This window comes from Streptomyces graminilatus, from assembly GCF_001418565.1.
GTDB classification, from domain to species: Bacteria; Actinomycetota; Actinomycetes; order Streptomycetales; family Streptomycetaceae; genus Streptomyces; species Streptomyces graminilatus.
The window spans coordinates 1-26,295 of sequence record NZ_LIQQ01000006.1 but is presented as its reverse complement, the minus strand read 5'-3'; the positions used below and the strand labels follow the sequence as shown (position 1 = coordinate 26,295).

The following is a 26,295-nucleotide window of genomic DNA, read 5'->3' as shown; positions in this document are numbered from 1 at the left end:
ACCGCTCAGACGCCGGCGTACGAGTGCTTGCCGCTGACGAAGATGTTGACGCCGTAGTAGTTGAAGAGGAAGCACGCGAAGGCGATCAGGGCGATGTACGCGGCCTTGCGGCCCTTCCAGCCGGCCGTGGCGCGGGCGTGCAGATAGGTGGCGTAGGCGACCCAGGTGATGAACGCCCAGGTCTCCTTGGGGTCCCAGCCCCAGTAGCGGCCCCACGCGTCGCCCGCCCAGATCGCGCCCGCGATGATCGTGAACGTCCACAGCGGGAACACGGCAGCGTTGACGCGGTACGAGAACTTGTCGAGGGACGCCGAGGCGGGCAGCCGCTCCATGACGGAGGTCGCGAAGGTGCCGGGCTTCCCGCCGGACGCGAGCTTGTTCTCGTACGAGTCCTTGAAGAGGTACAGGATCGTGCCGACCGCGCCCACGTAGAAGACCGCGCCACAGAGGATCGCCGTGGAGACGTGGATGTACAGCCAGTACGAGTGGAGGGCGGGGACCAGCTGGTCACTGGCCGTGTAGAGGACGGTGACCGCGAGACCGAGGTCGAGCAGGACCGTCGTCACCAGGGGCAGGCCGAGCCAGCGGATGTCCTTCTTCAGTGCGAGGAAGACGAGGTACACGGCCACGGCGGTGGTGGAGAAGGTGAGGTTGAACTCGTACATGTTGCCCCACGGCGCCCGCCCCACGGACAGCGCGCGGGCCAGCACCCCGGCGAACTCCACGGCGAACGCGACCACCGTGAGGGACACGGCGATACGGCCCCACAGGTCGCCCTGCTCGTCCCCGCCGTGGGCGCCGGGCCCGTCCGGCACGTCCCGGGCCCCGGCGGCGGCCCGTACGACGACCTTCGGCCGCTCCAGTACGGCGGTACCGCCCGCGTTCTGGACGGTCACCTCCGGCGCCTTCGCCCCGGCCGCACCCGGCTTCGCGGTGAGCGCGGCGGCCGTACGGCTGACCTTGCTGCGGCTGCCGAAGATCCACTCGGCGATGTAGGTGAAGAAGGCCAGGGTGTAGACGGCCATCGCGGAGTAGATCAGCGTGTTGCTGATGTTCGCGAGGTGCTCGTTGGTCGCGGTGGCGAGAGTCGTCACGTGGGCGAGGTCGGGCGCGGTGGCGAGAGCAGACATTTACTTCTCAGCCCCTTCAGCAGGTACGGCAGAGGTATCGGGGTCGGGGGGTTCAGGGGTTTCGGTGTCGGGCGCGGCGGGCGTCTGGTCGTACAGGGCCCCCGCGATCTCGCCGAGTTCCTCGGGCACCTTGGCGGACTCGCTGCGGCCGAGGCCGCCCATCTCGACGACGGTGACGCCGTCGGGGCCCTCGACCGCCCGCACCCATACGCGTCGGCGCTGGATGAACAGGGAGCCGGCGAGGCCGAAGATGGCGACGATCGCGCCGCCGAGCGCCCAGCCGGCGGCGGGCTGCCGGGTGACCTGGAAGTTGGCCCACTCCCGGTTGCCCACGTAGGTCACCGAGCCCGCGCCGCCCGGCAGTTTCATGGTCTCGCCGGGCCTCAGGTTCACGCGCACCTGCTTGCCCTTGGCGTCCTTGTAGGGCTTCATGTGTTTCTTGTCGAGCTGGTACACGCTCTGCGGGATGCCCGCGTTGACCCCGAGGTCGCCGTGGTAGGGCGCCAGGTTCAGCACCGGGTTGCGCAGTGCGGGGAACTGCGAGGCGATCTCGTTGCCCGGCACGTACGTGGGCAGGAAGAAGGCCTGGATACCGAGCTGCTCCTCCACACCCTTGGGGTTGTAGTACCCGTCCATCACCTTGATCGTCCCGGAGGAGGTGACGTTGGAGTCGAGGGGCAGGAGCGGGACGGCCTGGTCGAGGACGATGTCGCCCTTGCCGTCGCGGACGGTGATGACGGGCGCGTAGCCGTGGGCGGTGAGATAGACCTTCGAGTCGCCGATCACCAGCGGCTCGTTGACCTTGATGACGCGCTTGGTGGGCTTGCCGTACGCGCCCACGCTGTAGTCGACGTCGGCCTCGTAGGTGCGCGGGGTGCCACGGTTGGGCCCGGACTCCTCGTACGTGCCCTTGAATTTCCTCAGGTTGAAGCTGAAGGGGTCGAGGTCGTCGGTGTTGAAGAGCGTGCCCGACTTGAAGTCGTCGTACTGCGGGAGCACGTTGGCGAAGCCGTCGCCTTCGAGGATCAGCTTGTTGCCCTCGGACTTGTAGAGCTGGCCCCAGGCGAAGGAGGTCAGCATCACGATCAGCGCGATGTGGAAGGCGAGGTTGCCGACCTCGCGCAGATAGCCCTTCTCGGCGGCGACCGCGTCCCCGGCGAGATCGGCCCGGAAGCGGCGCTTCTTCAGCAGTACGAGGGCTGCCTCACGCACCTGCTCCGGCTCGGCCTCCGTACGCCATGTCGTGTAGGCGGGCAGGCGGGTCAGACGCTTGGGCGCGCCCGGCGGGCGGCTGCGGAGCTGGCCCACGAACTGCCAGGTGCGGGGCACGATGCAGCCGATGAGGGAGATGAACAGCAGGATGTAGATCGCGGAGAACCACACCGAGCTGTAGACGTGGAACATCCCGAGCTTGTCGTAGAGCGGCCCGAGGAAGCTGTGCCGCCGCATGAAGTCGGCGACCTTGGTCTCGTCCGTACCGGACTGCGGGATCAGCGAGCCGGGGATCGCCCCGAGCGACAGCAGGAACAGCAGCAGCAGCGCGACCCGCATCGAGGTGAGCTGCCGCCAGAACCAGCGGGCCCAGCCGAGGACACCCAGGGAGGGCCCGCCCGCCAGCTCCTCCTGAGGGGCGGTGGACAACTGGGAGGAGGCGGCGCCGAGATCCTGGTCGTCAGGGACGGCGCTCTCGGCGGGCGCGTCGGGCGTGGTCTTGCTCATCGATCAGATCCCCACAGTGAAGCCGTTGGACCAGGTCTGCATCTCCTGCACGAGACGGTCCCACGCGCCGGTAAGGAGCAGCACACCGGTAAGGATCATCATGGTGCCGCCGATGCGCATGACCCAGACATAGTGGCGCTTCACCCAGCCGAAGGCACCCAGCGCCTTGCGGAAGGCGACGGCCGCGAGCACGAAGGGGATGCCCAGGCCCAGGCAGTAGGCGACCGTCAGTATGGCCCCACGGCCCGCGCTCCCCTGCTGGGAGGAGAGGGCGATCACAGAGGCGAGGGTCGGGCCGATGCACGGCGTCCAGCCGATGCCGAACAGCGCGCCGAGGAGTGGGGCGCCGACAAGCCCGGCGGCGGGCTTGCGGTGAAAGCGGAACTCCCGCTGGGTCATCCAGGGCATCAGCCCCATGAAGAAGACGCCCATGACGATCATGAGCACGCCCAGCACCTTGGACAGAACGCTCTGGTTGGCTTGGAGGTTGTCCCCGAAGTACCCGAACAGGGCGCCCGTGGACACGAACACGGCGGTGAACCCGAGGACGAAGAGCGAGGCCCCGGCGACCATCCGCCCCCGGCGGGCCTCGCCGAGATCGGTGCCGGCGACGCCTGTGACGTACGACAGATAACCGGGTACGAGCGGCAGCACACAGGGCGAGAAGAAGGAGACGAGGCCGCCGAGCAGGGCGATCGGCAGGGCGAGTATCAGGGCCCCGCTGTAGACCGTCTGATTGGGGTCGGTGACTGCCGCGGCGAGTAGCACGTCAGCTCACTTCTCGGCGAGGACCGGGGCGAGCATCTCGCGCAACCTGTCTTCGCTGAGGGCCTGGAGCGTGCGTGCCGCGATCTTCCCGGACCGGTCGATGACGACTGTGGAGGGGATGGCCTGCGGGTTGAGCGTGCCCTTCTTGAAGCGGAGCATCAGCTTGCCCGTGGGGTCGTACAGACTCGGGTACGGGACCCCGTACTCCTTTTCGAACGCCTTCGCCGGTTCCGTGTCCGTGTCCCGGGTGTTGATACCGACGAACTGCACACCCTTGCCGGCGGTGTCCTTGGCGACCTTCACGAAGTTGACCGCCTCGGCGCGGCACGGCGGACACCAGGAGCCCCACAGGTTGATGACGACGATCTTGCCTTTGTAGTCGGCGACATCGAGCTGTTTGCCGTCGACGGTCGGGCCCGAGAGATCGGGGGCGTCCACCCGCTCGCCCGCCTTGACGGTGGCGATGCCGTCCTTGCCCATGACGAAGCCGACGCCACCCGATCCTCCCGACGTGCCGCCGGATCCGCAGGCGGTCAGGGCGAGGGCCAGAGCGGCGGTCCCGGCGATGCCCGGGACGGTGCGGATTCGGCTGCGGTTCAGGCGCTTGAAAGCGCGGCGGGCGGCACTCATGTGAAAAGTTTCGCATGCCCGGTCCGGGATTCTTTGCGGCCCCCCGGTTAGTGAGGAATGCGCACTTCAGGGCAGGTCGAACGGGCGGTCACGGCATGCGCCAGGGCCTGTCCGACGGGTCGGGTGACGGGGGCCTGGCGGTGTCTCGCCTCCACCCCGGGACGGGGACGGGGACGACGACCGCGACGCGACGCACAGGTCACGGGATCCGTGGAACAGGCCCTGGCAGACCGGCTCACCTCAGGCGGCGGTCACCTGTCGGCGGTTGCCGGGGTACGCGGGCGGGCCGGAGCCCGGCGGTCAGCGGGTCTGGTAGTCGACCAGCGTCACGAAGTACCGCTGGGCCGCGCCGCAGGCGACCGACGACGTCCTGTTGATGCCGACCCACGGACCGAACGCGAAGTGGCTGGCGCCGGTGACGCCGTCCTCGCACGTGACCTTGACCCGCACCTGGCCGGTACCCGTCCGGCAGATCGCGATCCCCGTGTTCTCGTCCGGCTTGCCCACCTGGCAGCCGCCCGGCGTGGCACTGGCGGCGGTCGCGCCCGCGATCGGCGCGGCGACGGCGATTCCCGCCAGCACCAACGGCGTCATGGCGAGCGACGCGAACTTCCTCATGCTCATGTGCTTTTCCCCTCGTTCCGCCTGCTGGGCAGGCAAGAAAGCACGGGCCCTCGACATCGGTCCCGGGCTACGGCGACAAGGAGGCTAGCCAAGATCTACTCGACATGTCCATGACTTTTAGGCGGCCCCCTCGGGCAGCCCCAGGGGGCACTCAGGTGCCGGTGGTTTCCTCGGCGGCACCCCCGGTCGAGCCGGTGATTCCCTCGGTGGAGGATCCGGTGGTTCCCCCGGTCGCTTCCCCCGTGGATCCGCCGGTCGACGACCCACCCGTGGAGGATCCCTGGGAGGTCTTGCCCGGAGCCGCGAGGAATTCCTTCCAGCCGCCCTCCGGCTGCTGCCCGACATCGAGGGTGCGCAGCTTCTCCAGCACCTCGGGCTTCTGGACGTCCAGCCAGTCGACGAACTGCCGGAAGGAGACGAGGCGTATGTCCTCGCCCTTCTCCTTCTCCTGGGCGATGTGCTTGAGGGCGTTCTCGACGGCGTCCATGTAGATGCCGCCGTTCCAGTGCTCGAAGTGGTTGCCTATGAAGAAGGGGGCGCGGTTCGTCTCGAAGGCCCGCTGGAAACCGGCTATGTAGGCGCCGGTGGCCTGCTCGCGCCAGCCGGGGTAGTTGTAGGCGGGCGCCTTCGTCGAGTTGACGGACTGGTTGGCGAGGATGTTGTAGTCCATGGACAGGACCTCGAACTTGTGGCCGGGGAAAGGTATCCCCTGGAGAGGCAGGTCCCAGACCCCTTCGCTCTTCGAGGGCCACACCTGCCGGCCGCCGGGCGAGGAGGCGTCGTAGCGCCAGCCGAGTTCGCGGGCGGTGGGCAGCAGGTTCTTCTGGCCGAGGAGACAGGGCGTACGGGCGCCGACGAGTTCCTTCTCGTAGTCGAAGGGGAGAGGCGCCTCGTCCTTCCACCCGGTGTTGGTCCGCCACTCCTTCACAAACTTCTTGGCCTGCTCGATCTCGCTGGCCCACTGCTTCGGCGTCCAGTTGCCGACGGTGCCGTTGCCGGAGCAGAAGTGGCCGTTGAAGTGGGTGCCTATCTCGTGCCCGTCGAGCCATGCCTGCCGGACGTTGGTGAGGGTCGCCCTGACGTGCTCGTCGGTGAGGTAGCCGATGTCGGAGGCGCCGGGGGCGTTGTTCGGCGGGAGGTACTTGCGCTTCTGCGACTCGGGGAGGAGATAGAGCCCGGAGAGGAAGAAGGTCATGTGGGCGCCGTGCGTCTTGGCGAGTTCCAGGAAGCGCGGGAAGAGGCCGTTGCCGACCTCGCCCGCCCCGTCCCAGGAGAAGATCACGAACTGCGGCGGGGTCTGCCCGGCCTCCAGCGGCACCGGCTTGGCGGGCTGGTGGGGCTGCTTGCCGGTGTACGAGGTGGAGCCGTCGCCGATGAGCTTGGCGGCGGGGGCCTTGGAGCCGGAAGGCGACGGCTTGCCGGACGGGCCGGGCTTGCCGGAGCCGCCGGCCTCCTTCGGCCCGTCGCCCATCATCGTCCCGCAGCCGGCGGTGCCGAGAGCGGCGGCGGCCCCGAGGCCGAGGCCGAGCGCACCCCGCCGGCTGAAGCCGCCGACGCCGTCACCGTTCTTGCCGTGCATGGGATCCCCATTCGTCGTACCCGCTGGCTCTCACCCATTCAGAGGGCACGACGAACGGAGAGGTTCCTCGTCTTGTTACGCACCTCGGAACAATTGCAACAACTGTGTCACCGAGCCCTCAAGAAAAGGAACGTTTCCGAAGCGGAAGTGACTCAGGCCCCAAAGGCTTTGCTCTTACCCTTCACCGGCTTGGCGCCCGCGAGGAGATGCGCCGGTACGAGATCACGGGCGGGCTCGGTGTAGCCGACCGACACGATCTTGTCGCCCCGGTAGGTGAAGGTGGTGAGGGAGGCGAGCGTGCACTGCCGCTTGCGGGGGTCATGCCACAGCCGCCGCCGCTCGACATAGCTGCGCACGATCCAGATCGGCAACTGATGACTGACGAGCACGGCCTCGTGCCCACGGGCGGCGTCCTTGGCGGCGTCCAGCGCCCCCATCATCCGTACGACCTGATCGACGTACGGCTCCCCCCAGGACGGCTTGAACGGGTTGACCAGGTGCTTCCAGTTCTCGGGCCGCTTCAGTGCGCCGTCCCCGACGCCGAAGGTCTTCCCCTGGAAGACGTTCTCGGCCTCCAGAAGCCGCGCGTCGGAGGCGAGGTCGAGCCCGTGCGCCTTGGCGATGGGGGTCGCGGTCTCCTGCGCCCGCTCCAGCGGGGAGGCGCAGACGTACGTCACATCGCGCGGGGCGAGATGATCGGCGACCCGGTCGGCCATCCGCAGGCCCAGCTCGGAGAGGTGGTAGCCCGCCAGCCGCCCGTACAGCACCCCTTCGGGATTGGCGACTTCACCGTGCCGCATGAGGTGTACGACGGTGATGTCGCTGTCAGTCTTATTCGTGAGGTCGCTCATGCTGCCGTGGCCTCCGCCGCCGCACGGGCCGCCGCCGGAAGGGCGTCGGCGATCTTCTGGATGGCGCGCTCGTCGTGCGCCGTGGAGACGAACCAGGACTCGAAGGACGAGGGCGGCAGATAGACGCCGTTCGCCAGCATGGACTGGAAGAACGCGGTGAAGCGGAAGGACTCCTGCGTCCTCGCCTCGTCGTAGTTCCGCACCGGCTGGTCGGTGAAGAACACGGAGAACATGTTGGAGGCGTTCTGCACGGTGTGCGCGACGCCTTCCTTGCTCAGCGCGTCACCGACAAGCCCCTGGATCTGGGCCGAGACGGCGTCGACAGTGGCGTACGCGGCCTCGTCGAGCAGCCGCAACTGGGCGAGCCCGGCGGCGGTGGCGACGGGGTTACCGGAGAGCGTGCCGGCCTGGTAGACGGGCCCGGCGGGAGCGAGATGGGCCATGACGTCGGCGCGCCCCCCGAAGGCGGCGGCGGGGAACCCACCACCCATGACCTTCCCGAAGGTCATGAGATCGGGCCGGACGCCGTCAACCCCGAACCACCCACTACGACTGGTCCGGAACCCGGTCATGACCTCGTCGGAGATGTAAAGCGCACCATTCTCCGCACAGGCGTCCTTGAGCCCCTGGTTGAACCCGGGAAGCGGCGGTACGACGCCCATGTTGCCCGGGGAGGCCTCGGTGATCAGGCAGGCGATCTCGCCGGGGTGCGCGGCGAAGGCGGCGTGCACGGCGTCGAGGTCGTTGTAGGGGAGGACGATCGTGTCGCCGGCCTGGGCGCCGGTGACGCCGGGGGTGTCGGGCAGCGCGAAGGTGGCGAGACCGGACCCGGCGGCGGCGAGGAGCGAGTCGACGTGACCGTGGTAACACCCGGCGAACTTGATCACCTTGGCGCGCCGGGTGAACCCCCGGGCGAGCCGGATCGCGGACATGGTGGCCTCGGTCCCGCTGCTGACGAGCCGTACCTGGTCGAGAGGGTCGATGCGCTCGACCATCTCCTCGGCGAGGGCGACCTCGCCCTCACCCGGCGTACCGAAGGACATACCGCGCGAGACGGCGTCCTGTACGGCGGCGACGACCTCCGGGCGGGAGTGCCCGAGGATCATCGGCCCCCAGGAGCAGACGAGGTCGACGTACTCGCGCCCGTCGGCGTCGGTGAGATACGGGCCGCGCCCCGACACCATGAACCGGGGCGTACCGCCCACGGCACGGAAGGCACGCACCGGCGAGTTGACTCCGCCGGGTGTGACGGCCGTCGCACGGTGGAAGAGGCCCTGCGAGACGGGCGCTTCATATGAATAGGGCAACCCACTCGCCATTCCGCTGACTGTCCCACTAGACGTTTCGCTCATGACCTGCGACTTCTCCGACTTCTCGGGCTCCGGTTGCCAGTGACCCCCTCAGGGTAGGCGGCCGGACAGGGGGGCGTCGGCCCCACCCGTCTGCGAAACTGGGACCGGAGACACACAGGGACACAGAGACACTCAGCTCGTCGGGCCGTACATATGGACGATGAGCGAACGAGGGTGTTCAGAGACTGCGAAGATCCTGCGGACAGGTGTTTCAACGCACGTTTCGGCGGGCGGACGTGGGGGAGGTCACTGACACGATGATCGGGTTGCGCGACGGGGCTCGCGCGTCCTAGAACAGCAGTCGGGTGGAGATATGCATCGCGGTGGCGGACTGGGCGAGGGGACTGACGACCTGGGTCCTCGACGTGCCCGGCGGGGAAGGCACCGACGCGACGTGGAGGAAGCGGCAGCGGCAGAAGCGGCACGGCAGGCACAGGCTCAAGGCATGTATCCCGGGCAGGGGTTGAGTCCCGGCCAGGGCTTGGGTCCCGGGCAGGGGTTGGGTCCTGGACAGGGCTTGGGTCCCGGGCAGGCTCAGGGAACGGGGTCGGGCCAGGGCGTGGGTCCGGGGCAGTCCATGGGTCCCGGGCAGGGCACGGGTCCAGGCCAGGGCTTGGGCCCCGGGCAAAATGGCATGGGCCCCGGCCAGGGAACAGGACCCGGCCAGGGAACGGGGCTGGGGCCGGGTCAGGGCGCGGGGGCCGGCCAGGGCATGATTCCTGGCCAAGGCATGGTGGCTCCCGGCCAGGGCTTGGTCTCCGGGCTGGGCACGGGATCGAACGGTGTGCCCGAGAGCATCGACCGAAGGGTCGACCGGCTCCGGGCGGCGAGCGGGAATGGTGGTCGGGTGGGGGTGACGTACAAATACTTCGGCGCGCCGGACGGCGCCACGGCAGCCCGCGTCCCGATCTCGATGCGTCCCGAGGAACTCGGCGGCGACGAACTCGGCATGAACGGCATGTTCACCAAGATCAAGCCCGAGACGATGGCCGCGATGGTCCTCACGGGCATCGAGGGCGTCCCCCTCAACAAGGTGCCGCCACTGGAACTGGTCGTCCTGCACCCGGACTACGCGGTCGTGAAACTCCCGATGACGGTGGTGGATCCACTGCGCGGCATAGGCGAGGAAGCGGTGGGCGCGGCGGCGTTCATCTGGTCCACGGTGCCGGATCGCGGGGGGCCGCGGGACGCGTTCAATGTGTACCAACTGCTGCATGAGTGGCAGGACTTCAGCCATCGGTTGCATGAGGCGGGGCATCAGCCGTATTGCCTTGTCTGGCCGTGAGTCGGGGGTAGTTGCGGAATTGGCGGGGTTTTCGGGCCTCGCCTTTTTCATGTCTTCGGGCGCTCGCCACGCTGTCGCTGACGCGTAGGGCAGCCGTCAAGACGACGGTGACCGCCAGCCCCGCGCCAACGGTCACCGCCCGCCAGGTACGGGCCGTCACTGCCAGTCGACGACGATGCGGTTCAGCGGGGTGTCGAGGGCAAAGAGGCCGGGGCGGTGCCCGATGGCGGGGGCGTCGAGGGACCGGATCTCGAACGTGGGCTCGCGATCACGGTATTCGCGGTTCCACGTGCGGATGGCATCGGCGACCTTCGCGGCCAGTTCGTCGCTGCCGGGGCCGTGGCCGATGACGCCGAACTCCCAGAGCTTGCCGCCCTCGGGAGTCTTCTCCTGCGACGGGCGGCGCGCCAGGTAGGTGACGGCGCCCTTGTCGACGGCTGCGGTTGAGGAGGGGTAGGGGTCCTCGGTGAGCAGAGTGCCCTTGGCGCCCTGAGGGAACAGCATCCGGATCAGGCCGGAGGGAAGGGAACAGGTGACGAACAGTTCCATCCACTCCGGTGACTCCATGGCGCGAACCGTCGTACCGGTCCACTCTTCGGTGCGCGACTGCTCAAGAACCCTGGCGATGGCGTCGGCGTCGATGTTCTGGCCCGCCGGGGTCTGGAGCCGCACGGTGCCGTCCGTGCTGAGCGGAACGACTCGGCGAGCGTCGTCGCCGATACCGCGCCGGAGCGGCATGAAGGTGTTCATCTCGCTGCTGAGGGACACCCATCGGCCATCGCGCCGCTCGTAGGCGACGGAGCGGGAGACGCTGCCTTTGAGCCGCTGGGGCACGAGGAGACGTCCGCCGGGGGCGAGTTGCCGCAGCCAGGAGTGCGGCACGCCGTGCGCGCCGACGGTGGCGATGATCCGGTCGTACGGTGCCCCTTCGGCGTATCCGAGGGCCCCGTCACGGGTCACGGCCTCGACGTTGGTGATCCCGGCGGCGGCGAGGTGGGCGCGGGCTCCTTCCACAAGGTCGTCGTCGACGTCGAGGGTGGTCACGTGTCCGCTCTCGCCGACCAGGTGGGCCAGCAGGGCGGCATTGTAGCCGGTGCCGGCGCCGAGTTCGAGAACGCGCTCGCCGGGCCGGGCATCGAGCTGGTCCAGCATGAGGGCGACGACGCCCGGCTGGGAGGCGCAGGAGATGGAGTTGCCGTCGGTGTCGTACTTGATGTGCACCGGTGCGTTGGCGTAGGCGACTTCGAGTGACGCCTCGGGCACGAACACGTGGCGGGGCACAGTGCGCAACGCGGTCTCGACGGCGGTCGTGCGGGCGTGCCCGTCCGCGCGGAGCTGGTCGACGAGGGCGTTGCGGAGGCGGTCGGCGTCCGCTGTGGGGGTGGTGATCGTCGCGGTGTGCACCGCGCTGACGCTATCGACGCCGGCCCTTGCCGCGTCGGGCGACGCGGTGTTGTCAATCGTTCCCATGACTACCTCTCGTGCGATGGTGGACTGAGTAAGCGGATGCCTGCCGTCGCTCCACGGAGTAGCCGAACTCCTGAGTCCTGCGGCGGTCGAGGCACAGCTCGCGCGCACAAGTGGGGGCGGGTTGTCCGTCCCTCTGCCCCGGGCCGAGGCCGATCACCAGGACTCCAGCGCACTCGCCTCAGGCACTGTCCTTGATACGGAGTTCGGCCCAGACCTCCTTGCCCCATGGCCGCCAGCCGGAGCCGCGCAGGTCGTATCCCCAGCGGTCGGCGAGTTGGTCGATCAAGAACAAACCGCGGCCGGACTCGTCGCCGACCTCGGCCGGGCTGAACACCGGCAGGCGCGAGGGTGCCCGGTCCACCACGCCGACGCGTACCCGTGTCGTGCCCGGCCGTCGGACGAGCAGGCGGATCGACCGGCACGGAGTGTGCCTGACTGCGTTCGTGACGAGTTCCGAGACAATCAGCGCGGCGGGGTCGGCGAAGTCGTTCAGGTGCCAGACAGCGAGGGCATCACGGACGAGCCTGCGGCCTATCGCGGCCGTCTCCGGCTCGAATGGACCGGCGAACCCGAGAACCGCGAGCCCCGCAAGCATGCCCAGGTCCGATGGGTCGACGCCGGCGCCCTCCCTGAACGCTTCGTGGACACCACCGCCAGGGCCCTCCACCGCTATCTCGCCGGAGGGCCGGAAGTCTCCCTTGACGGATGGAGCCAGGTGCACTGACCCGTCAGGCTGGGGACGCGGCCGGGTGGGGTGGGTGGCTGGGTGGCCTTGAGCGTGGTGTGCCGCTCATGCCGCTCACCCCCAATCGCCTTATGAGCGGCAGGACTTCGGGCCTCGTCCTATGAAGCAGGCAGGACCGTGCGGCGCCGCACCAGCCCGCGTAAGGTACGGCGAAAGCTGAGCGGCGCCCCAGCCGGAAGTGCCATCGACACGGGACGGAGACCGGTGATCAGCGACGGCATGGCCGAGGTCCTGCGGTCGTTGCGGCAGGGTGGTGTGGTCGATCCGGCTCGGGACTGTGCGCGGGCGCTGGGGGCCGAGGGTGTCGTGCTGTCGTTGCTGGTCGGGCCGGGGCCGACGGCCGAGCCGGTCTGGTGTCATCCCGAGCTGGGGGCGCGGTTCGACGAGCTTCAGTTCACGTTGGGGGAGGGTCCTGGACCGGACGCGATCCGTACCGGTTCGCCCGTCGTGGAGCCGGACCTGCGCCGGGTGCGCCCCGAGCGCTGGCCCGCGCTGCTGCCCGCCGCGTACGAGTTGGGCGTACACGGTGTGTGCTGCTTCCCGTTGGGTATCGGGGCCATCCGGGTCGGGGTGCTCACCGTGCTGTGCGACGGCGGGCGGCGGCTGAGCGAGCAGCAGTACGCGGATGCCATCGCCCTTACTGCGGCGCTGACCACCGCCTTCCTCAACGGAAACCGCAACCCGCGCGGGTTCGGCATGTCCCTCGACCCAACCTCGGGGTTGCGCCGCGCCGTCGTGCATCAGGCGACCGGAATGATCAGCGTCCAACTGGGCGTGTCCCTGGAGGAGGCGCTGCTGCGCCTGCGTGCCCACGCGTACGCCAGTGAGCGGCCCCTTGGCGAGATCGCGGCGGACGTGGTCGCCCGCAGGCTCCGATTAGAAGACGATGTGAGCGGGCCGCAATCGCCCGACGTTGGAAAGGGATGATCGGCATGGCCCGTGAACGACGTCTGGCCGAGGTCTTCGTGGAGATCGCGGACTCGCTCGTCGAGGACTTCGACGTCATCGACCTGCTGCACCGACTGTGCGCACGCTGCGTCGAACTGCTCGACGTCTCGGCGGCCGGGATCCTGCTCGTGGACGCGCACGGTGAGCCGCAGATCATCGCCGCCTCCGACGAGCACACCCGGCTGCTGGAACTCTTCGCCCTCCAGCACGACCAGGGCCCCTGCGTCGAGTGCTACCGCACGGGCCTCGCCAGTACGAACATCGACCTCACCCGTCCGCAGACCACCGCCGGCTGGCCACGCTTCGCCCCGCAGGCCCGCGAGACGGGGTACGTGACCACCCACGCCGTCCCGCTGCGCCTGCGCAACCGGGTCGTCGGCGCCCTCAACCTCTTCCAGGCCACCCCGCACCACCTCGGCGACGACGACATCGCGCTCGCCCAGGCCCTCGCCGACGTGGCCACCATCACGATCCTCCAGCAGCGCACCCTGGAGCGCTCGCACGTGGAGAACAGCCAGTTGGAGTCCGCGCTGACCAGCCGGGTGCTGATTGAGCAGGTCAAGGGCGTTCTGGCGGAGCGCTGGGACACCTCCGTCGACAGCGCCTTCGACGCGTTCCGTGCGTACGCCCGTGCCCGGCGGCTGCGTCTTTCGGACCTCGCCACGCGGATCATCTCGGGCGACTTCGACACCTCGGCCATTCCCGCCCCGTTGCCGGACCGGCCCGGCGACCCGCGCGGCTGACCGGTCCCGCGCCTCCGCTCCGAGGAGTAGCGTGAGGACATCGGGAGCACCTCGCGCACCGGCCCCGTTACCGGTGTCGTTCCTGGTGAGTGAGCGACGGCACCGGACCACTGACCGCGGATCCATCCCTCGGACCGAACGGAAGCGACCCCCCGATGATGTACGACCAGACACGCGCCCAGCAGCCCGCCGGCCGGCCCCCGGGCTCCGACGAGCGCCGCAGGACGGGCCCGGAGCCGCTGGTCCCGTCCGGTGAACAGGACAGGATCGTCCGCCGCCTCCAGCACGCCATCAACACGTTCGCCGACACCCCGCTCAAGTCGCTGGAAGAGGCCGAGAGCGCCTACGACGAGGCCACCGCCCAGCTCGTGAAGGCCCTCGCGGAACGCCGTACCCTCCTGCGCGCCGGCTGGCAGGACCAGCAGGCGTCTGAAGCACAGTCCGCCGCATCGCAGTCCGACACATCAGCGGCCGACCAACTCCGGCTCGCCCTCCGCCAGTACCGCGAGATCACCCAGCGTCTGCTTCGCCTCTAGGGACAGGCCCTGGCTCCCGGCGGCCGCCGTTCCACGCGCCCGGACGACGAGGTACGCGTTATCCGGCCAGACCCTCGGCCAGTCCTCGCCACGCCCGTGGCCTCACGGCACAGTGGGACGGCACCGAAGCAATCGACCCATCGGAGCCGGAAGCCGGCTGATCCGCGTTGTGCGAAGGAGTTCGCCGTGGAGTACCCCCAGGACCCCGACCTGTCGGCCCTGCCCGTGGAACTGCGGGAGGCCGTCGGCGGGAGCGATTCGCTCAACGTCTTCCGCATGATCATGCACTCCCCCACGCTCGCCCCCGGCCTCCTCCAGCTGGCCGACGCGATCCTGCGGGGCAACTCGCTCCCGGACCAGCTGCGCGAACTCGCCATCCTGCGGGTCGGCCACGTCTACCAGGCCCCGTACGAGGTCCACCACCACGAGAACATCGGCCGCCTGGTCGGTCTGAGCCCGGCCGCGCTCGCCGCCGCCGCGACCGGTTCCACCGACGGGTTGTCGAAGGAGGAGGCGTCGATCCTGCGCGGCACGGACCGCCTGCTCGCCCGGCACACCCTGGACGACGACGAGCGGGCAGAGCTGCTGGCGTTCCTCAGCGTGCGTCAGCTCGCCGACCTGGTCATCACGGTCGGCTTCTACCAACTGGTCAGCAACTTCCTGAACACCTTCGGGGTGACGACCGAGGGCGAGACCAGCCCGTACTGAACCGACCCACTCCCACCCCGCCAGGTTCGGCCTCGCGGCATTCCGTCATTCCGTCATTTCGTCATTCCGCCATTCCGTCAATCAGCGGATCGGGCAGGTACGACGGCGGGTACGAAGATGACCGCCACCAGGGACAGGCCGACGACCCCTCCGACCAGTTGAGCGCCGACGAACCCCAGCACCGATCCCGGTGCGATCCCCGCGAACGTGTCGCTGAAGGCGCGGCCGATGGTCACCGCCGGGTTCGCGAACGACGTGGACGACGTGAACCAGTAGGCGGCGCCGATGTACGAGGCCACGGCCACGGGCGCGTACCGCAGCCGGTCGGTGCGGGCCAGGCCGAAGATCAGCAGGATCAGGCCGGCGGTGGCCACCACCTCACCGAGCAGCAGATGACCGGCCGAGCGGTCGTGCGTGGACCACTTCACCAGGGGCTCGCCGAACATCGCGTCCGCCAGGATCGCGCCCGCGATCGCGCCGACGATCTGCGCGGGGACGTACACCGCGACCTCGCGCGCCGTGACGCCGTCGCCGCCGCGCCGGGCGGTCCACCACTCGGCCAGCGTGACGACGGGATTGAAGTGCGCCCCGGACACCGGGCCGAGGAGGACGATCAGGACGCCCAGGCCGAAGACGGTGGCGATCGAGTTCGCCAGCAACTGCACCCCGACGTCCTTCGTCAGCTCGGTGGCCTGGATGCCGGAGCCGATCACGACGGTGACGAGGAGCGCCGTGCCGAGGAGTTCGGCCGCTGCTCTGGCGGTGAGCGGGGTACGGGGTGGGGTGGCGCCAGGCGCGGGCTGCGGCCCGGCGACGTGGGCGGCCTCGGCGGCGGTCAACGGAACTCCTTCTGATGCGCTGTGGTCGCCGTAGGGGCCTGGATCATGGGCAGGACCGCTTGACGTTGTTCTCGGCTGTGGCGCGTGCGGCCTCCGCAAGGTCGGTGAACTGGCCCGCGAGGGAGGCGATGACGTCAGGCTTCAGCCGGTAGTAGGTGAACCTGCCGCACGGCTCCGTGTCCACGACGCCGGCCTCGCGCAGCACCTTCAGATGGTTGGAGAGGTTCGTCTGTCCGGCCTTCGTCTCCTCGATCAGGTGCGTGCTGCAGAGCGTCTCCCTGGCGAGCAGGGTGACGATCCGGAGGCGGAGCGGGTCCGCGAGAACCCGCATCAGATCAGCGTCGACCGACTTCAGCATGGGCTGATACTGTCACATCACTTCAGATTGATATCAGCTTGGGCTGAATCTAATGAACCCCACGGACTCACGTGTCGACCCGCCTCGACCCGCCTCGACCCGCCTCGACCCGCCTCGACAGGAAGAAACCATGTCCTCCAGCCCGCTCGCCTCCGTGCTGTTCGTCTGTGTCCACAACGCCGGGCGTTCTCAGATGGCCGCCGGTTTTCTCGGCCATCTGGCGGGTGACCGGATCGAGGTCCGCTCCGCCGGGTCGATCCCTGGGGACCAGGTCAATCCGTCGGCGGTCGAGGCCATGAAGGAAGTCGGCGTCGACATCGCCGGCGCCCGGCCGAAGGTCCTCACCACCGAGGCAGTTCAGGCGTCCGACTACGTCATCACCATGGGCTGTGGCGACGCCTGCCCGGTCTTCCCCGGCAAGAAGTACCTCGACTGGGCCCTGGAGGACCCTGCGGGCAAGGGCGTCGAGGCCGTCCGCCCGATCCGGGACGAGATCCGGCGGCGCGTCGAGGCCCTGATCACCGAGATCGACGCGAGGCCGTAGTTCCGTAGTTCCGCAGTGCCGTAGTGGACTTTCGGGTCAGGCCGACCGACGCCGGCTGGGTCGTCTCGGGGCCGGCCACCTACTGGTAGGCCGGCCGTTCGAGTCGTGCGCCACGCGCCACCATGACCATCACGCGCTCAGGACGGCAGGGCGGGCGTGAGGATCCTGTTGGACTGGTTCACCAGCAGGTCTCTCACCTCGGCGCGGAACGCCGCGAATTCGGGGTCGGCGGCGAGCTCGGTGCGCCTCTTGGCACGGTCGTCCAGCCCTTCGTAGCCCCACAGGTAGACCAGGGTGTTCAGGTCTCCCACCTCGGTGACGTAGAAGCCGAGCAGGTTCCCGAGGATGCGCACCTGGGGTTCGCGGCCGTACTGGGCCCACAGCTGGGCGTACTTCGCGGCCGCCCCGGGCCTGACCAGATAGTTGCGTTCCTCGATGATCACGCCGCACCTCCGTTGAGGGAGACCGCCGCCGGACTGGGGGCGAGCAGGCGCTCGAAGTCGCCGCTCAGGGCGGCGAGTTCCGCCGGGTCGGCCATCGCCGCCACATAGCGGTCGGGGCGGATCACGGCCACCGTGCCGGGCTGAGCGGCGAACCATTTCCGCAAGGCGCCGTCGAGGTCCTCCAGGACGACCGAATCAGTGCCCGAGCTGACGCGCTCGGCGCGCGAGCGCCCTGAACGGGACTCGACGACGGTGACGTAGCGGGTGCCGATGCCGTCCCAGAAGGCACGGGACTCGGGGTCCAGGTGGATCAGTGGGTCGGTTCCGTAGCCGACGAGGGTGAACCAGTCGCCGAGCATGTCGTCGAGCAGCACCGATCGCCCGTCCGCCGTCTCCACGTTCGGCTGGACGATCATCCGGCCGACCGCCGAGTCCTTGGGCACGGGCCGCCGGCTGTGCAGTACGACGCCCTTCGTGTAGCGGGGCATCGGCTTGAACCGCATCTCCAGGAGCCAGTCGCGCATCTGGGGTGCCACCGTGAGACCGCGGAGCAGGACGTCCCGGGTGCGTGCCGCCCAGGTGCTGGTCGACGAGAGCAGGCGGCCCAGGGTGTCCGACAGGCCGACCATCGCCTTGGCGTGCTCGCGGCGCTCGGTGTCGTACGTGGACAGGATCCGCGGGTGCGCCCGGCCCGTCACCACGGCGGCGAGCTTCCAGGCGACGTTGGTGGCGTCCCGGATTCCGGTGTTCATGCCCTGGCCTGCCCACGGGGGCATCAGATGGGCGGCGTCGCCCACCAGGCAGATCCTGCCCTCCAGGAAGCGGGCCGCGACGCGTGAGTGGTGGGTGTAGACGCGGGCCCGGACGATGTTGAGCGCCGTCGGATCGGGCACGTGGCCGGTGAGCAGCTCATGCACCTTCTCGGGCTTGAGCATCGCCTCGGCGTCCTCGCCGGGGAAGAGCATGAACTCCCAGCGCCGGTAGTTGTAGGGGAGATCCACGCAGACGTACGGGCGCTTCGGATCACAGTGCAGGCCGGTGTAGGGGGCGTCGAGGGGGTCGTTGTCGCACTCGACGACCACCCACTTGCGTGGGTGGGTGTCCCCGACCAGCGGGATTCCCAGCTGGGTGCGGATCGTGCTGCGGCCGCCGTCCGCGGCGACCACGTACTGGGCACGTACCAGCACCTTCTCCCCGGCGGGACCTCTCACATGCAGGCGCACCTCGGTGCCGTCCTGCTCCAGCCGGACGAGTTCGTGGCCGAGCATCGGCTTGATCCGCGGGTAGCGTTCCAGGCCCGTGCGGAGCGTGGCCTCGGCCAGCTGCTGCATGAAGATGTTCCGGCGGGGCCAGCCGTACACGTTGATGGTGGGCCGGATGTCGGCGAAGCACCGGCCGTCCGCTCCGAACATCTTGAGCGGGACGTTGCGGACCGCGTCGGCGAGCATCTCCTCCGCGAGCCCGATGCCCTGGAAGCTGCGTACGCATTCGTCGTCCATGCCGACGGCGCGGGGGTAGTCGATGATCTCGGTGCTACGGTCGATGAGCAGGGCCTGAACCCCGTACAGGCCAAGGTAGTTGGCGACTGTGGTCCCGCAGGGTCCGGCGCCGACCACGGCCACCTCGGTACGGATCTCGGTGGGTTCGCTCATGGGTTGACCTCCGGATTCGTCAGGAACTGTGCGATCTGGTGGTGGAACGCATCCGGGGCGTCGTCGTGGACGTAGTGGCCCGCGCCGGGAATCTCCACCGCCCGCACACGTGGGTTGCGCGCGGCCATGACCTCGGCGGTGGCGGCGGGCAGGAAGTCGGACGCGCCGCCGCGGACGACCAGGGTGGGGCAGCGCAGCCCGTCGACGTGGGGCCACAGGTCCACCTGGCGGGCGGGATCGGGGTTCAAGCGGGCCTTCGCGATACCCCCCATGTCGAACTTCCACAGCCATCGACCGCAGGTGCCCGGTCGCAGCGTGTGTGTCAGCCGGGACGCCAGAGCCGCCTCGGAGATGCCGGGGCGGAGCGTGCGCCAGTAGGCGCGGGCCGCTTCGAAGGTGGGGAACTCCGTGGGGGTGTTGCCCACTTCGCGCTTGATGCGCTCGGCTCCCTCTCCGGAGATCGACGAGCCGGGACCGATGTCCTCGACGATCAGCGCGGTGACCCGCTCGGGGTGGCGGGCCGTATATACGTATGCCGTGGTGCCACCCATGGAGTGGCCGAGCAGGATGAAGCGGTCCAGGCCCAGTCGGTCGGCGAACTGCTCCAGGTCGGCGACGTACGCGGACGTGTAGTACTCACCCTGCGGGTCCCAGTCGCTGTCCCCCCGCCCCCGGGCGTCCACGGCCAGTACGTGGTAGCGGTCGGCGAGCCGCTCGGCCAGCGGCTCGAAGGTGCGGGCGTAGCTGCGCAGGCCGTGCAGCATGACGATCGGGGGCCGGCCCGGCTCGCCCCACTCGACGTAGTGGGCGCGCAGGCCGTTCAGGGTGATGAAGCGGTCCTCGCCGGTCGTGTCGGGGCCGGCGGCCGACGGGCCCGTGGTCGTGCCCGTCGGTTCGCCTCCCCCATGGGTGCCGCTGTCCATCTCAGTGGAGTCCGTCCTGGCCCTGGATCTCGTCGGCCTTGATGCCGCCCAGCCGGGCGTGCAGCCGGCCACGGGTGGCGAACGCGAACACCACCACGACCTCGTCCGGGTTCGGGGCGTCGGAGAAGCTCACGGTGATGGTGTCGTAGTGCGAACGGACGTAGAGGGCGTCCTTGTGGGCCAGCGGAACGTCGAGGACCGTACCCGGGCCGCCGCGCTTGCCGGTCGAGGGCACCCAGGACTTCCCGCCGCCGACCGCCGCGCGCACCGGGTCCGCGAAGATCGCGGTGAGGAAGGCGTTGCCGTGTTCGTACTCGCCCGCCGAGCCGACGAGGCACGCCTTGCCGTAGCTCTCGATCGCGAGACCGCCGGCCGCCTCCTGGATTCGGCGCCCGAACTCCTCGCCGAGCTTCGGCGAGTCGGTGACGATGTCGCTCAGGTCCTGGCTGAACCGTCCGGCGTACGGGTTGTGGACCGCCGCCGCTATGACGATCTTGCGGACGGGCTCGCCGTCCGCGAGGGCACCCGTCTCGTTGGCGAGGGTGTCCTCGATCTGGGTGAACCACTTGCGGATGTGGTAGCTGGCGAAGTTCGGCTGGGGCACGGCTTTCTCCTTGACTTGAGAAGAGTTGAGAAGACAGGTGGGGGCGTTCAGCTGTGGAGGGGCTCGACCTCGAACGGGTCGCTGGGGGCGCCGTAGAGGCCGAGGACGCGCTTGCCCTCCTCGTCGTCGGTGACGGTCTCGTGGAAGAACTCGAAGCGGTTGCCGTCCGGGTCGGTGAAGTACAGCCCGAAGCCCACCTTGTGGTCCGTGGTCTTGACGACGGGCACGCCCTTGGCCAGGAGCATTCCGTACAGCCGCCGCCATTCGTCCAGGGTGCCGTCGACCTCCAGGCCGTAGTGCTGGAGGCCGATGCCGCTCATCGCCGAGCCCTCCTCGGCGCGGATGAGGGCGATGTCGTGGTGCTTCTTGCCGAAGGACAGGAACACCCACTGCGGGCCCCGCGCGGTGACCTCCATGCCGAGCACGTCCTCGTACCAGGGGGCGGAAGCCTCCGGGTCCTTGACGAACAGCGACAGATGCGTGCGGACGACCCTCGGCTTGAGGTCGCGCACGCTCTCGTCGCGGATCGGTGTCGGCTGCTGGTGTTCTTCCAGCTCGCGTTCGTCGGGGTCGATGCCGACGGGTGTCGAGTCGTCGATGCTGCGGTTCATCAGTGTCCCTCCGGGGTTGCGGCGACGGCCGGGGTCCAGGCGACATCGGTGATCTCGCTGAACTCGCGCCACTCCTTGGCCCATGTACGTCCGGTGTCGGTGGAGCGGAACAGATGGCCGTACTTGGTGCCGGCGAACGCGATCCGCGCGTCGGCGGGGTGCACGCCGAAGGCCCACACGGTGGAGTTGGCCGGCACGTCGAGCGAGGATTCCTGCCAGGTCCGGGCGAGGTCGGTGGACCGGAAGATCTTCGTCAGGGTCCCGGGCGTGGCGTCGCCGATGCCCAGCAGCAGCTCGTTGGTCCCGGGGATCTGCTTCACCAGCCGGGTGTAGTAGATGCCCCATTCCTTGCGGGTGTCCGTGCGGGTCCAGGTCCTGCCGTCGTCCTGGCTGACGAACAGGGCGTTGACGACGACGCACACGATCGTCTTCGGCGGGCCTTCGAGGACCAGGACGCAGTGGATGTCGGAGTTGGTGACCCCGTCGGGCAGGGTCGCGGGGGTGCCGTCGATACGGTCCCAGGTGTCGCCCCGGTCGCGGCTGCGCCAGAGCCCGCCCTCCTCGATGCCGAACCACAGGTTCTTGGCGTCGTACCGGTCGACGGTCGCGGTGAGAATGCGCGGCCTGCTGACGCCCGCGCAGAACTCGGGTATCTCCGGGGGCAACCGGTCCCAGTTCGCGCCTCCGTCGACGGTACGGAAGACCGCGGCCCGCGAGGGCGCCCCGGTGCCGACGATCATGAAGTCCGCGTCGTTCGGGTCGATCGCCAGCGACCAGATGGTCTGGCCGTTCATCGGCGAGTCGACGCGGCTCCAGGTGACGCCTGCGTCGTCGCTGCGTACGAGGCCCACGTCGGCCCCTGCGTAGACCACGTTCGGCTGCTCGGGGTGCACGGCTATGCAGCGCACGACGGCGTCGAACTCGAGGTCCTGCCCGAGGCCGACCCGGTACCAGGTCGCGCCGTCGTCGGAGCTGCGCAGCACGCCCTGGCCTGCGGTGGCGACGAGAATGGTTCCTTGCATGAGTGCTGACTCCTGTCTGGTCATCCGGTCATCTGGCATCTGGCATCTGGCGTCTGGCGTCTGGTCAGAGGAAGATGCCGCGGGTCAGGCCGCCGTCGATGCCCAGCGACTCACCAGTGATCGCCGCCGCTCGCGGTGAGGAGAGGAAGCAGATGCTCTGGGCCACCTCCTGGGCCTCCAGCACGCGGCGGATGGGGGTGCGGGCGGCGAAGTCGGCCTCGACCTCGGCCGCCGTGATGCCACGCTTGGCGGCCTCCTTCTCGTACAGCTCGTGAATGTGTTCGGTCTCCACCACGCCGGGGTGCACGGTGTTCACGGTGATGCCGTACGGTCCGAGCTGGTCGGACAGGGCCTTGGTCATGTGGACGACGGCGAGGTTGCGCATGCCGGACAGCGCGTGGCTGGAACGGCCGGTCAGCCCGCCTATGTTGATGATCCGGCCGTAGCCGTTCTCCTTCATGTACGGGGTGACGGCCTGGGCGCAGCGGAAGTAGCCGACGACCTTCGTGTTGATGTCGGCCAGCAGCAGCTCGGGGTCGGCCTCCTCGACCGAGTTGCGGACCAGCCCGGACGGGGCGGCCGCACCGTTGACGAGGATGTCGACGCGGCCGAGTTCCTCGGCTGCCGCGCGCACCATGTCGCGTACGGACTGCGTGTCGTTGGTGTCCGAACTGATCGGGACCACCCGGCGGCCGGTCTCGGCCGCTATCTCCTTGGCGGTCGCCTCAAGGGCGGGCAGCCGGCGCGCGGTGATGACCACGTCGGCGCCTTCCCTGGCCAGCTCGCGGGCGACGGCTTTGCCGATGCCCAGGCTTCCGCCGGTGACTATGGCGACTCTGCCGGTCAGTTCAAGATCCATCGATCGCTCCGAAGTGATGGGGTGAGGTGTCAGAGATGTCAGAGGTGCCAGAGGTGTCAGAGGTGTCAGAGGTGTCAGTCGAGGTTGACCCAGACGCTCTTGACCTCGGTGTAGAGATCGAGCACCTTGCGGCCCATTTCGCGGCCCCAGCCGGACTGCTTGAAGCCGCCGAAGGGGGAGGCCGGATCGGTCACGTTGAAGCAGTTGATCCAGACGGTGCCCGCTTGCAGGTCGTCGGCGATCCGGTGGGCGTGTCCGATGTCGGAGGTCCAGATTCCGGCCGACAGCCCGAAGGGGGTGTCGTTGGCCTTGGCGACGAGCTCGTCCACGTCGCTCCAGCGCAGCGCGGACAGCACCGGCCCGAAGATCTCCTCCTGCACGATCCGCATGCCCTGCTCGGCCTCGGCGAAGACCGTCGGCTCCAGGAAGTTGCCGCCGTCGTACATCGACGCCAGTTCGGGTCGGCGGCCTCCCGTGGCCAGGCGGGCGCCCTGCTGCCGGCCGGACTCGATGTAGGAGGAGACCGTGGCGTGGTGCCGGGCGGAGACCAGGGGGCCCATCTCGGTGGCCGGATCACTGCCCGGCCCGATCACGATCCTGCGGGCGTGCTCGGCGACGGCGTCCACCACGTCGTCGTAGATCGCGTCGTGGACGTACAGCCGGGATCCGGCGGTGCACACCTGGCCCTGGTTGAAGAAGATGGCCTGGGCGGCGGCCTTCGCGACGATCTCCGGATCCGCGTCGGGCAGCACGATGTTGGGCGACTTGCCGCCGAGTTCGAGCGACACCTTCTTCAGGTTTCCGGCGGCGGCCCGGACGATGGCCCGGCCGGTCTCCGTCGAGCCGGTGAAAGCGATCTTGTCGACGTCGTCGTGCGCGGACAGGGCCGCGCCCGCGGCGCCGCCGCCGGTGACCACGTTGAGCACACCGTCGGGCAGGCCGGCCTCGGAGAGGATCTCGGCCAGCCGGAGCGTGGACAGCGGAGTCTCCTCGGCCGGCTTCAGCACGACGGTGCAGCCCATGGCCAGTGCGGGGGCCAGCTTCCAGCAGGCCATCGACATGGGGAAGTTCCACGGCACGATGAGGCCGACCACACCGACCGGCTGGTGGGTGGTGTAGTTCAGCACCCGCATTCCCCCGCGCGGGGAGACCGGGATCGTGCTGCCCTCCATCTTGCTCGGCCAGCCCGCGAAGTAGCGGAACAGCTTGACGCTGGTACCGACGTCGACGGCACGGGCCACGGAGACCGGCTTGCCGTTGTCCCGGGATTCGAGCAGGGCGAGTTCGTCGGCGTTGGCCTCGATGAGGTCGGCGATCCGGTGCAGCAGCGCGCCCCGGTCCATCGGGCTCATGCGCCGCCAGCGAGGGTCCTGGAAGGCACCTCGCGCGGCGGCGACAGCACGGTCGACGTCGGCGGCACCGCCCTCGGCGACCTGGGTGAGTACCGTGCCGGTCGCCGGGTCGAGGGTGTCGAAGGTCCGGCCGGAGACGGCCGGCACCCACGCTCCGCCGACGAGCATCGGCCGGGGAGCGGACAGGTACCGCTCCACCTTGCCCTGGGCTTCGGCCAGATCGGTCACGGTCACGGGCGCTTGGGGCGAAGCGGTGTGCGAAGCGGCGTTCGAAGCGGTGTGCGAAGCGGTGTGCGAAGCGGTGTCGGGCACGGGGATTCCTCTCACAGGACCATCTCGATGAGCCGGGGGCCGCCGTCGGCCAGTGCCCGCCGCAGCGCGCGGGCCAGTTCGTCGCCCGTCTCGGCCCGTCCGGCCGGGACGCCGTAGCCACGGGCGAGTCCCATCCAGTCAAGGGCCGGGTCGTCGAGGCTGGTCAGAGCGGCGGACGCGGTGCCGGCGGTGCTCGCGCCATGGCGGGTCAGCTCGGTCTGAAGGATGTTGTACTTGCGGTTCGAGGCGATCAGCGTGACGACGGACGCCTGCTCCCGGGCCATGGTCCACAGCGCCTGGATGGTGTACTGGGCGCTTCCGTCGGACTGGAGTGCGATGACCTGACGGTCGGGTGCGGCGATCGCCGCGCCGAGCGCCGCGGGCAGTCCCTGGCCTATCGCCCCTCCGGTGTTGGTCAGTGTGGTGTGGCGCAGAGCGTTCACCGAGGCCGTGAAGAAGGGGTAGCCGCAGGTGCCGCCCTCGACGGAGACGATGGCCCGCTCGGGCAGGAGGCCGGAGACGATCCGGCCGATCATCGCGGGGGTCAGCGGACCCTCCGGCAGATGGGTGCCGTCCGGCGTGGCCACCCGGTCCTGGACGACCGCGGGCGCTCCGAGCGCGTCCGCCAGGTCCTCCAGCGCCTGTACGGCGTTGTCGCCCGGGGTGGCGAGCACCTCCACCGATCCGGGCGGGGCCAGCAGGCTGGGGATCCCCTCGTAGCCGAAGTAGGAGACGGGTTCCAGGGCACCGGCCAGGACGACGGTCCCCGCACCGGCCAGGGCCTTGATCGCCGTTTCCGGGAAGTACGGCAGCCGGTCCAGGTCGGGCAGGCCGCCGCCGCGTTCGGCGGTCGCGGGGAAGGTCTCGCTGTAGAGCGTGGCCCCGGTCACGGCGGCGATCCGCGCCGCGGCGCGCTGTCCGCGTTCGGTGAGGGCTCCCGCACCGAGCAGGAACACGGCTCGTGAACCGCCGCGCAGGCGCTTGGCCAGCCGCTCCACCACGTCGGCGTCGACACGCGCCGGTGCCGGAACCGGCCGCGGCGAGATGCCGGCGGGCGCCTCGGTGACGGTCTCCTGCTGGAAGTCCACCGGAACGATCAGCGTGGCGCCGCAGCCCGGAGGGGTCCGGGCCGCGGCGATGGCGTCAGCGGTGGTACGGCTCATGCCGTTCGCCGAGGCCACCGTGCCGACCCATCCGGACACCGGCCGGGCCTGGGAGACGATGTCGCTGGTGAGGGGCGCGTCGTAGGGGAGGTGCCAACTGGCGTGATCGCCGACGACGTTGAGGATCGGGGAGTGGGCCCGTCGGGCGTTGTGCAGGTTGGCCGCGCCGTTGGCGAAACCGGGGCCCAGGTGCAGCAGGGTCATGGCCGGCTTTCCGGCGATACGCGCGTACCCGTCGGCCGCCCCGGTGCACACGCCCTCGAACAGACCGAGCACGGGACGTACGGCGGGTACCGCGTCGAGCGCCGCCACCAGCGGCATCTCGGTGGTACCGGGGTTGGCGAAACACACCTCGACGCCTTCGGCGGCGGCGGTCTCGACCAGTACCCGCGCGCCGGTCCTGTTCCCGCCCCGGGGCGTGGTCGTGTCGGTGATCGGATCAGTCATGGGACGGCAGTGCCTCTCGTGATTCGGCCGAATCCGCCGCCGGACGAGGTGACGGGGGGAACGAGGGGGGACGGGGGG

The 26,295-nt window shown here is 69.5% G+C and carries 26 protein-coding genes and 2 pseudogenes; 7 read left to right on the top strand and 21 right to left on the bottom strand.

Features of this window, described 5'->3' with window-relative positions; all coding sequences use genetic code 11:
* Positions 1-5: 5 nt before the first annotated feature.
* From ccsB to hemL, 8 genes are all read right to left on the bottom strand, one after another.
* The gene (ccsB, locus tag AOK08_RS00700) at positions 6-1,130 is read right to left on the bottom strand and encodes a c-type cytochrome biogenesis protein CcsB (protein ID WP_055522555.1); all 1,125 of its coding nucleotides are present in this window, start codon (positions 1,128-1,130) and stop codon (positions 6-8) included.
* Complete coding sequence (gene resB / locus AOK08_RS00695) at positions 1,131-2,849, bottom strand: cytochrome c biogenesis protein ResB (RefSeq protein WP_055522553.1); 1,719 nt, start codon at positions 2,847-2,849, stop codon at positions 1,131-1,133.
* Positions 2,850-2,852: 3 nt separating this feature from the next.
* On the bottom strand, positions 2,853-3,617 hold the full coding sequence (locus tag AOK08_RS00690; protein ID WP_055522551.1) for a cytochrome c biogenesis CcdA family protein: 765 nt from the start codon (positions 3,615-3,617) through the stop codon (positions 2,853-2,855).
* Positions 3,618-3,623: 6 nt separating this feature from the next.
* On the bottom strand, positions 3,624-4,247 hold the full coding sequence (locus AOK08_RS00685; protein ID WP_055522549.1) for a TlpA family protein disulfide reductase: 624 nt from the start codon (positions 4,245-4,247) through the stop codon (positions 3,624-3,626).
* 300 nt (positions 4,248-4,547) lie between these two features.
* On the bottom strand, positions 4,548-4,871 hold the full coding sequence (locus AOK08_RS00680) for a hypothetical protein (RefSeq protein WP_055522547.1): 324 nt from the start codon (positions 4,869-4,871) through the stop codon (positions 4,548-4,550).
* 151 nt (positions 4,872-5,022) lie between these two features.
* Positions 5,023-6,450: a polysaccharide deacetylase family protein gene (locus AOK08_RS00675; protein WP_079053727.1), complete on the bottom strand. Its 1,428-nt coding sequence runs from the start codon at positions 6,448-6,450 to the stop codon at positions 5,023-5,025.
* 152 nt (positions 6,451-6,602) lie between these two features.
* Complete coding sequence (locus tag AOK08_RS00670) at positions 6,603-7,301, bottom strand: histidine phosphatase family protein (RefSeq protein WP_055522544.1); 699 nt, start codon at positions 7,299-7,301, stop codon at positions 6,603-6,605.
* Positions 7,298-8,620 (bottom strand): glutamate-1-semialdehyde 2,1-aminomutase, encoded by a 1,323-nt coding sequence (hemL, locus tag AOK08_RS00665; RefSeq protein WP_055522542.1) that lies wholly within the window; start codon positions 8,618-8,620, stop codon positions 7,298-7,300. The genes AOK08_RS00670 and hemL overlap by 4 nt, the downstream gene beginning before the upstream one ends.
* Positions 8,621-9,500: 880 nt before the next feature.
* On the opposite strand from hemL, the gene AOK08_RS00655 reads away from it, so the two are divergent.
* Entirely contained in the window at positions 9,501-9,938 is a 438-nt protein-coding gene (locus AOK08_RS00655; protein WP_019061278.1) for a hypothetical protein, read from the top strand.
* Positions 9,939-10,094: 156 nt separating this feature from the next.
* Here the strand turns inward: AOK08_RS00655 and fxlM are convergent.
* Positions 10,095-11,432, bottom strand: a pseudogene (fxlM, locus tag AOK08_RS00650) (methyltransferase, FxLD system); the annotation flags it as partial.
* A gap of 154 nt (positions 11,433-11,586) precedes the next feature.
* A complete protein-coding gene (locus tag AOK08_RS00645) occupies positions 11,587-12,003 on the bottom strand; it encodes an ATP-binding protein (RefSeq protein WP_055522572.1) in 417 nt (138 codons plus the stop codon).
* Between AOK08_RS00645 and AOK08_RS46950 the strand changes: the two are divergent.
* The 5 genes and pseudogenes from AOK08_RS46950 to AOK08_RS00625 all read left to right on the top strand — a co-directional run.
* Positions 11,962-12,132, top strand: a pseudogene (locus AOK08_RS46950) (NUDIX hydrolase); the annotation flags it as partial. The gene AOK08_RS00645 and the pseudogene AOK08_RS46950 overlap by 42 nt on opposite strands.
* 225 nt (positions 12,133-12,357) lie before the next feature.
* The gene (locus AOK08_RS00640) at positions 12,358-13,080 is read left to right on the top strand and encodes a GAF and ANTAR domain-containing protein (RefSeq protein WP_055522539.1); all 723 of its coding nucleotides are present in this window, start codon (positions 12,358-12,360) and stop codon (positions 13,078-13,080) included.
* The gene (locus AOK08_RS00635) at positions 13,077-13,844 is read left to right on the top strand and encodes a GAF and ANTAR domain-containing protein (RefSeq protein WP_055522538.1); all 768 of its coding nucleotides are present in this window, start codon (positions 13,077-13,079) and stop codon (positions 13,842-13,844) included. Before AOK08_RS00640 ends, AOK08_RS00635 begins: the two co-directional genes overlap by 4 nt.
* Positions 13,845-13,999: 155 nt before the next feature.
* Positions 14,000-14,380: a hypothetical protein gene (locus AOK08_RS00630; protein WP_055522537.1), complete on the top strand. Its 381-nt coding sequence runs from the start codon at positions 14,000-14,002 to the stop codon at positions 14,378-14,380.
* A 186-nt stretch (positions 14,381-14,566) separates the two neighbouring features.
* On the top strand, positions 14,567-15,088 hold the full coding sequence (locus AOK08_RS00625) for a carboxymuconolactone decarboxylase family protein (RefSeq protein ID WP_055522535.1): 522 nt from the start codon (positions 14,567-14,569) through the stop codon (positions 15,086-15,088).
* A gap of 77 nt (positions 15,089-15,165) precedes the next feature.
* On the opposite strand, the gene AOK08_RS00620 is transcribed toward AOK08_RS00625, so the two are convergent.
* On the bottom strand, positions 15,166-15,927 hold the full coding sequence (locus AOK08_RS00620) for an aquaporin (RefSeq protein ID WP_055522533.1): 762 nt from the start codon (positions 15,925-15,927) through the stop codon (positions 15,166-15,168).
* A gap of 43 nt (positions 15,928-15,970) precedes the next feature.
* Complete coding sequence (locus AOK08_RS00615; protein ID WP_055522531.1) at positions 15,971-16,285, bottom strand: ArsR/SmtB family transcription factor; 315 nt, start codon at positions 16,283-16,285, stop codon at positions 15,971-15,973.
* Between the two features lie 130 nt (positions 16,286-16,415).
* Between AOK08_RS00615 and AOK08_RS00610 the strand changes: the two genes are divergently transcribed.
* On the top strand, positions 16,416-16,829 hold the full coding sequence (locus AOK08_RS00610) for an arsenate reductase ArsC (RefSeq protein ID WP_055522529.1): 414 nt from the start codon (positions 16,416-16,418) through the stop codon (positions 16,827-16,829).
* A gap of 137 nt (positions 16,830-16,966) precedes the next feature.
* Here the strand turns inward: AOK08_RS00610 and AOK08_RS00605 are convergent, their stop codons facing one another.
* From AOK08_RS00605 to AOK08_RS00565, 9 genes are all read right to left on the bottom strand, one after another.
* Positions 16,967-17,272 carry an NIPSNAP family protein gene (locus AOK08_RS00605; RefSeq protein WP_055522526.1) on the bottom strand — a complete coding sequence of 102 codons (306 nt, stop codon included), beginning with the start codon at positions 17,270-17,272 and terminating at the stop codon, positions 16,967-16,969.
* On the bottom strand, positions 17,269-18,924 hold the full coding sequence (locus AOK08_RS00600) for a bifunctional 3-(3-hydroxy-phenyl)propionate/3-hydroxycinnamic acid hydroxylase (protein ID WP_055522525.1): 1,656 nt from the start codon (positions 18,922-18,924) through the stop codon (positions 17,269-17,271). Before AOK08_RS00600 ends, AOK08_RS00605 begins: the two co-directional genes overlap by 4 nt.
* On the bottom strand, positions 18,921-19,847 hold the full coding sequence (locus AOK08_RS00595; RefSeq protein WP_079053726.1) for an alpha/beta fold hydrolase: 927 nt from the start codon (positions 19,845-19,847) through the stop codon (positions 18,921-18,923). Before AOK08_RS00595 ends, AOK08_RS00600 begins: the two co-directional genes overlap by 4 nt.
* Position 19,848: 1 nt before the next feature.
* Complete coding sequence (locus AOK08_RS00590; protein ID WP_055522523.1) at positions 19,849-20,451, bottom strand: amino acid synthesis family protein; 603 nt, start codon at positions 20,449-20,451, stop codon at positions 19,849-19,851.
* Positions 20,452-20,498: 47 nt separating this feature from the next.
* The gene (locus AOK08_RS00585) at positions 20,499-21,062 is read right to left on the bottom strand and encodes a VOC family protein (protein WP_079053725.1); all 564 of its coding nucleotides are present in this window, start codon (positions 21,060-21,062) and stop codon (positions 20,499-20,501) included.
* Positions 21,062-22,084 carry a WD40/YVTN/BNR-like repeat-containing protein gene (locus AOK08_RS00580; RefSeq protein ID WP_055522520.1) on the bottom strand — a complete coding sequence of 341 codons (1,023 nt, stop codon included), beginning with the start codon at positions 22,082-22,084 and terminating at the stop codon, positions 21,062-21,064. Before AOK08_RS00580 ends, AOK08_RS00585 begins: the two co-directional genes overlap by 1 nt.
* Before the next feature lie 64 nt (positions 22,085-22,148).
* On the bottom strand, positions 22,149-22,943 hold the full coding sequence (locus AOK08_RS00575) for an SDR family NAD(P)-dependent oxidoreductase (protein WP_055522518.1): 795 nt from the start codon (positions 22,941-22,943) through the stop codon (positions 22,149-22,151).
* Between the two features lie 74 nt (positions 22,944-23,017).
* Positions 23,018-24,607, bottom strand: coding sequence for an aldehyde dehydrogenase family protein (locus tag AOK08_RS00570; protein WP_277816001.1), 1,590 nt, complete (start codon positions 24,605-24,607; stop codon positions 23,018-23,020).
* A gap of 11 nt (positions 24,608-24,618) precedes the next feature.
* Positions 24,619-26,217 carry an acetolactate synthase large subunit gene (locus tag AOK08_RS00565; protein WP_055522516.1) on the bottom strand — a complete coding sequence of 533 codons (1,599 nt, stop codon included), beginning with the start codon at positions 26,215-26,217 and terminating at the stop codon, positions 24,619-24,621.
* Positions 26,218-26,295: the final 78 nt, after the last annotated feature.

What these genes read in the sequence shown, in the direction of transcription:
- ccsB (WP_055522555.1), bottom strand. Translation starts at nt 1,130, where the DNA reads ATGTCTGCTCTCGCCACCGCGCCCGACCTCGCCCACGTGACGACTCTC.
- resB (WP_055522553.1), bottom strand. Translation starts at nt 2,849, where the DNA reads ATGAGCAAGACCACGCCCGACGCGCCCGCCGAGAGCGCCGTCCCTGAC.
- AOK08_RS00685 (WP_055522549.1), bottom strand. Translation starts at nt 4,247, where the DNA reads ATGAGTGCCGCCCGCCGCGCTTTCAAGCGCCTGAACCGCAGCCGAATC.
- AOK08_RS00680 (WP_055522547.1), bottom strand. Translation starts at nt 4,871, where the DNA reads ATGAGCATGAGGAAGTTCGCGTCGCTCGCCATGACGCCGTTGGTGCTG.
- AOK08_RS00675 (WP_079053727.1), bottom strand. Translation starts at nt 6,450, where the DNA reads ATGCACGGCAAGAACGGTGACGGCGTCGGCGGCTTCAGCCGGCGGGGT.
- AOK08_RS00670 (WP_055522544.1), bottom strand. Translation starts at nt 7,301, where the DNA reads ATGAGCGACCTCACGAATAAGACTGACAGCGACATCACCGTCGTACAC.
- hemL (WP_055522542.1), bottom strand. Translation starts at nt 8,620, where the DNA reads ATGGCGAGTGGGTTGCCCTATTCATATGAAGCGCCCGTCTCGCAGGGC.
- AOK08_RS00645 (WP_055522572.1), bottom strand. Translation starts at nt 12,003, where the DNA reads ATGCTTGCGGGGCTCGCGGTTCTCGGGTTCGCCGGTCCATTCGAGCCG.
- AOK08_RS00635 (WP_055522538.1), top strand. Translation starts at nt 13,077, where the DNA reads ATGATCGGCATGGCCCGTGAACGACGTCTGGCCGAGGTCTTCGTGGAG.
- AOK08_RS00630 (WP_055522537.1), top strand. Translation starts at nt 14,000, where the DNA reads ATGATGTACGACCAGACACGCGCCCAGCAGCCCGCCGGCCGGCCCCCG.
- AOK08_RS00615 (WP_055522531.1), bottom strand. Translation starts at nt 16,285, where the DNA reads ATGCTGAAGTCGGTCGACGCTGATCTGATGCGGGTTCTCGCGGACCCG.
- AOK08_RS00610 (WP_055522529.1), top strand. Translation starts at nt 16,416, where the DNA reads ATGTCCTCCAGCCCGCTCGCCTCCGTGCTGTTCGTCTGTGTCCACAAC.
- AOK08_RS00600 (WP_055522525.1), bottom strand. Translation starts at nt 18,924, where the DNA reads ATGAGCGAACCCACCGAGATCCGTACCGAGGTGGCCGTGGTCGGCGCC.
- AOK08_RS00595 (WP_079053726.1), bottom strand. Translation starts at nt 19,847, where the DNA reads ATGGACAGCGGCACCCATGGGGGAGGCGAACCGACGGGCACGACCACG.
- AOK08_RS00585 (WP_079053725.1), bottom strand. Translation starts at nt 21,062, where the DNA reads ATGAACCGCAGCATCGACGACTCGACACCCGTCGGCATCGACCCCGAC.
- AOK08_RS00580 (WP_055522520.1), bottom strand. Translation starts at nt 22,084, where the DNA reads ATGCAAGGAACCATTCTCGTCGCCACCGCAGGCCAGGGCGTGCTGCGC.
- AOK08_RS00575 (WP_055522518.1), bottom strand. Translation starts at nt 22,943, where the DNA reads ATGGATCTTGAACTGACCGGCAGAGTCGCCATAGTCACCGGCGGAAGC.
- AOK08_RS00565 (WP_055522516.1), bottom strand. Translation starts at nt 26,217, where the DNA reads ATGACTGATCCGATCACCGACACGACCACGCCCCGGGGCGGGAACAGG.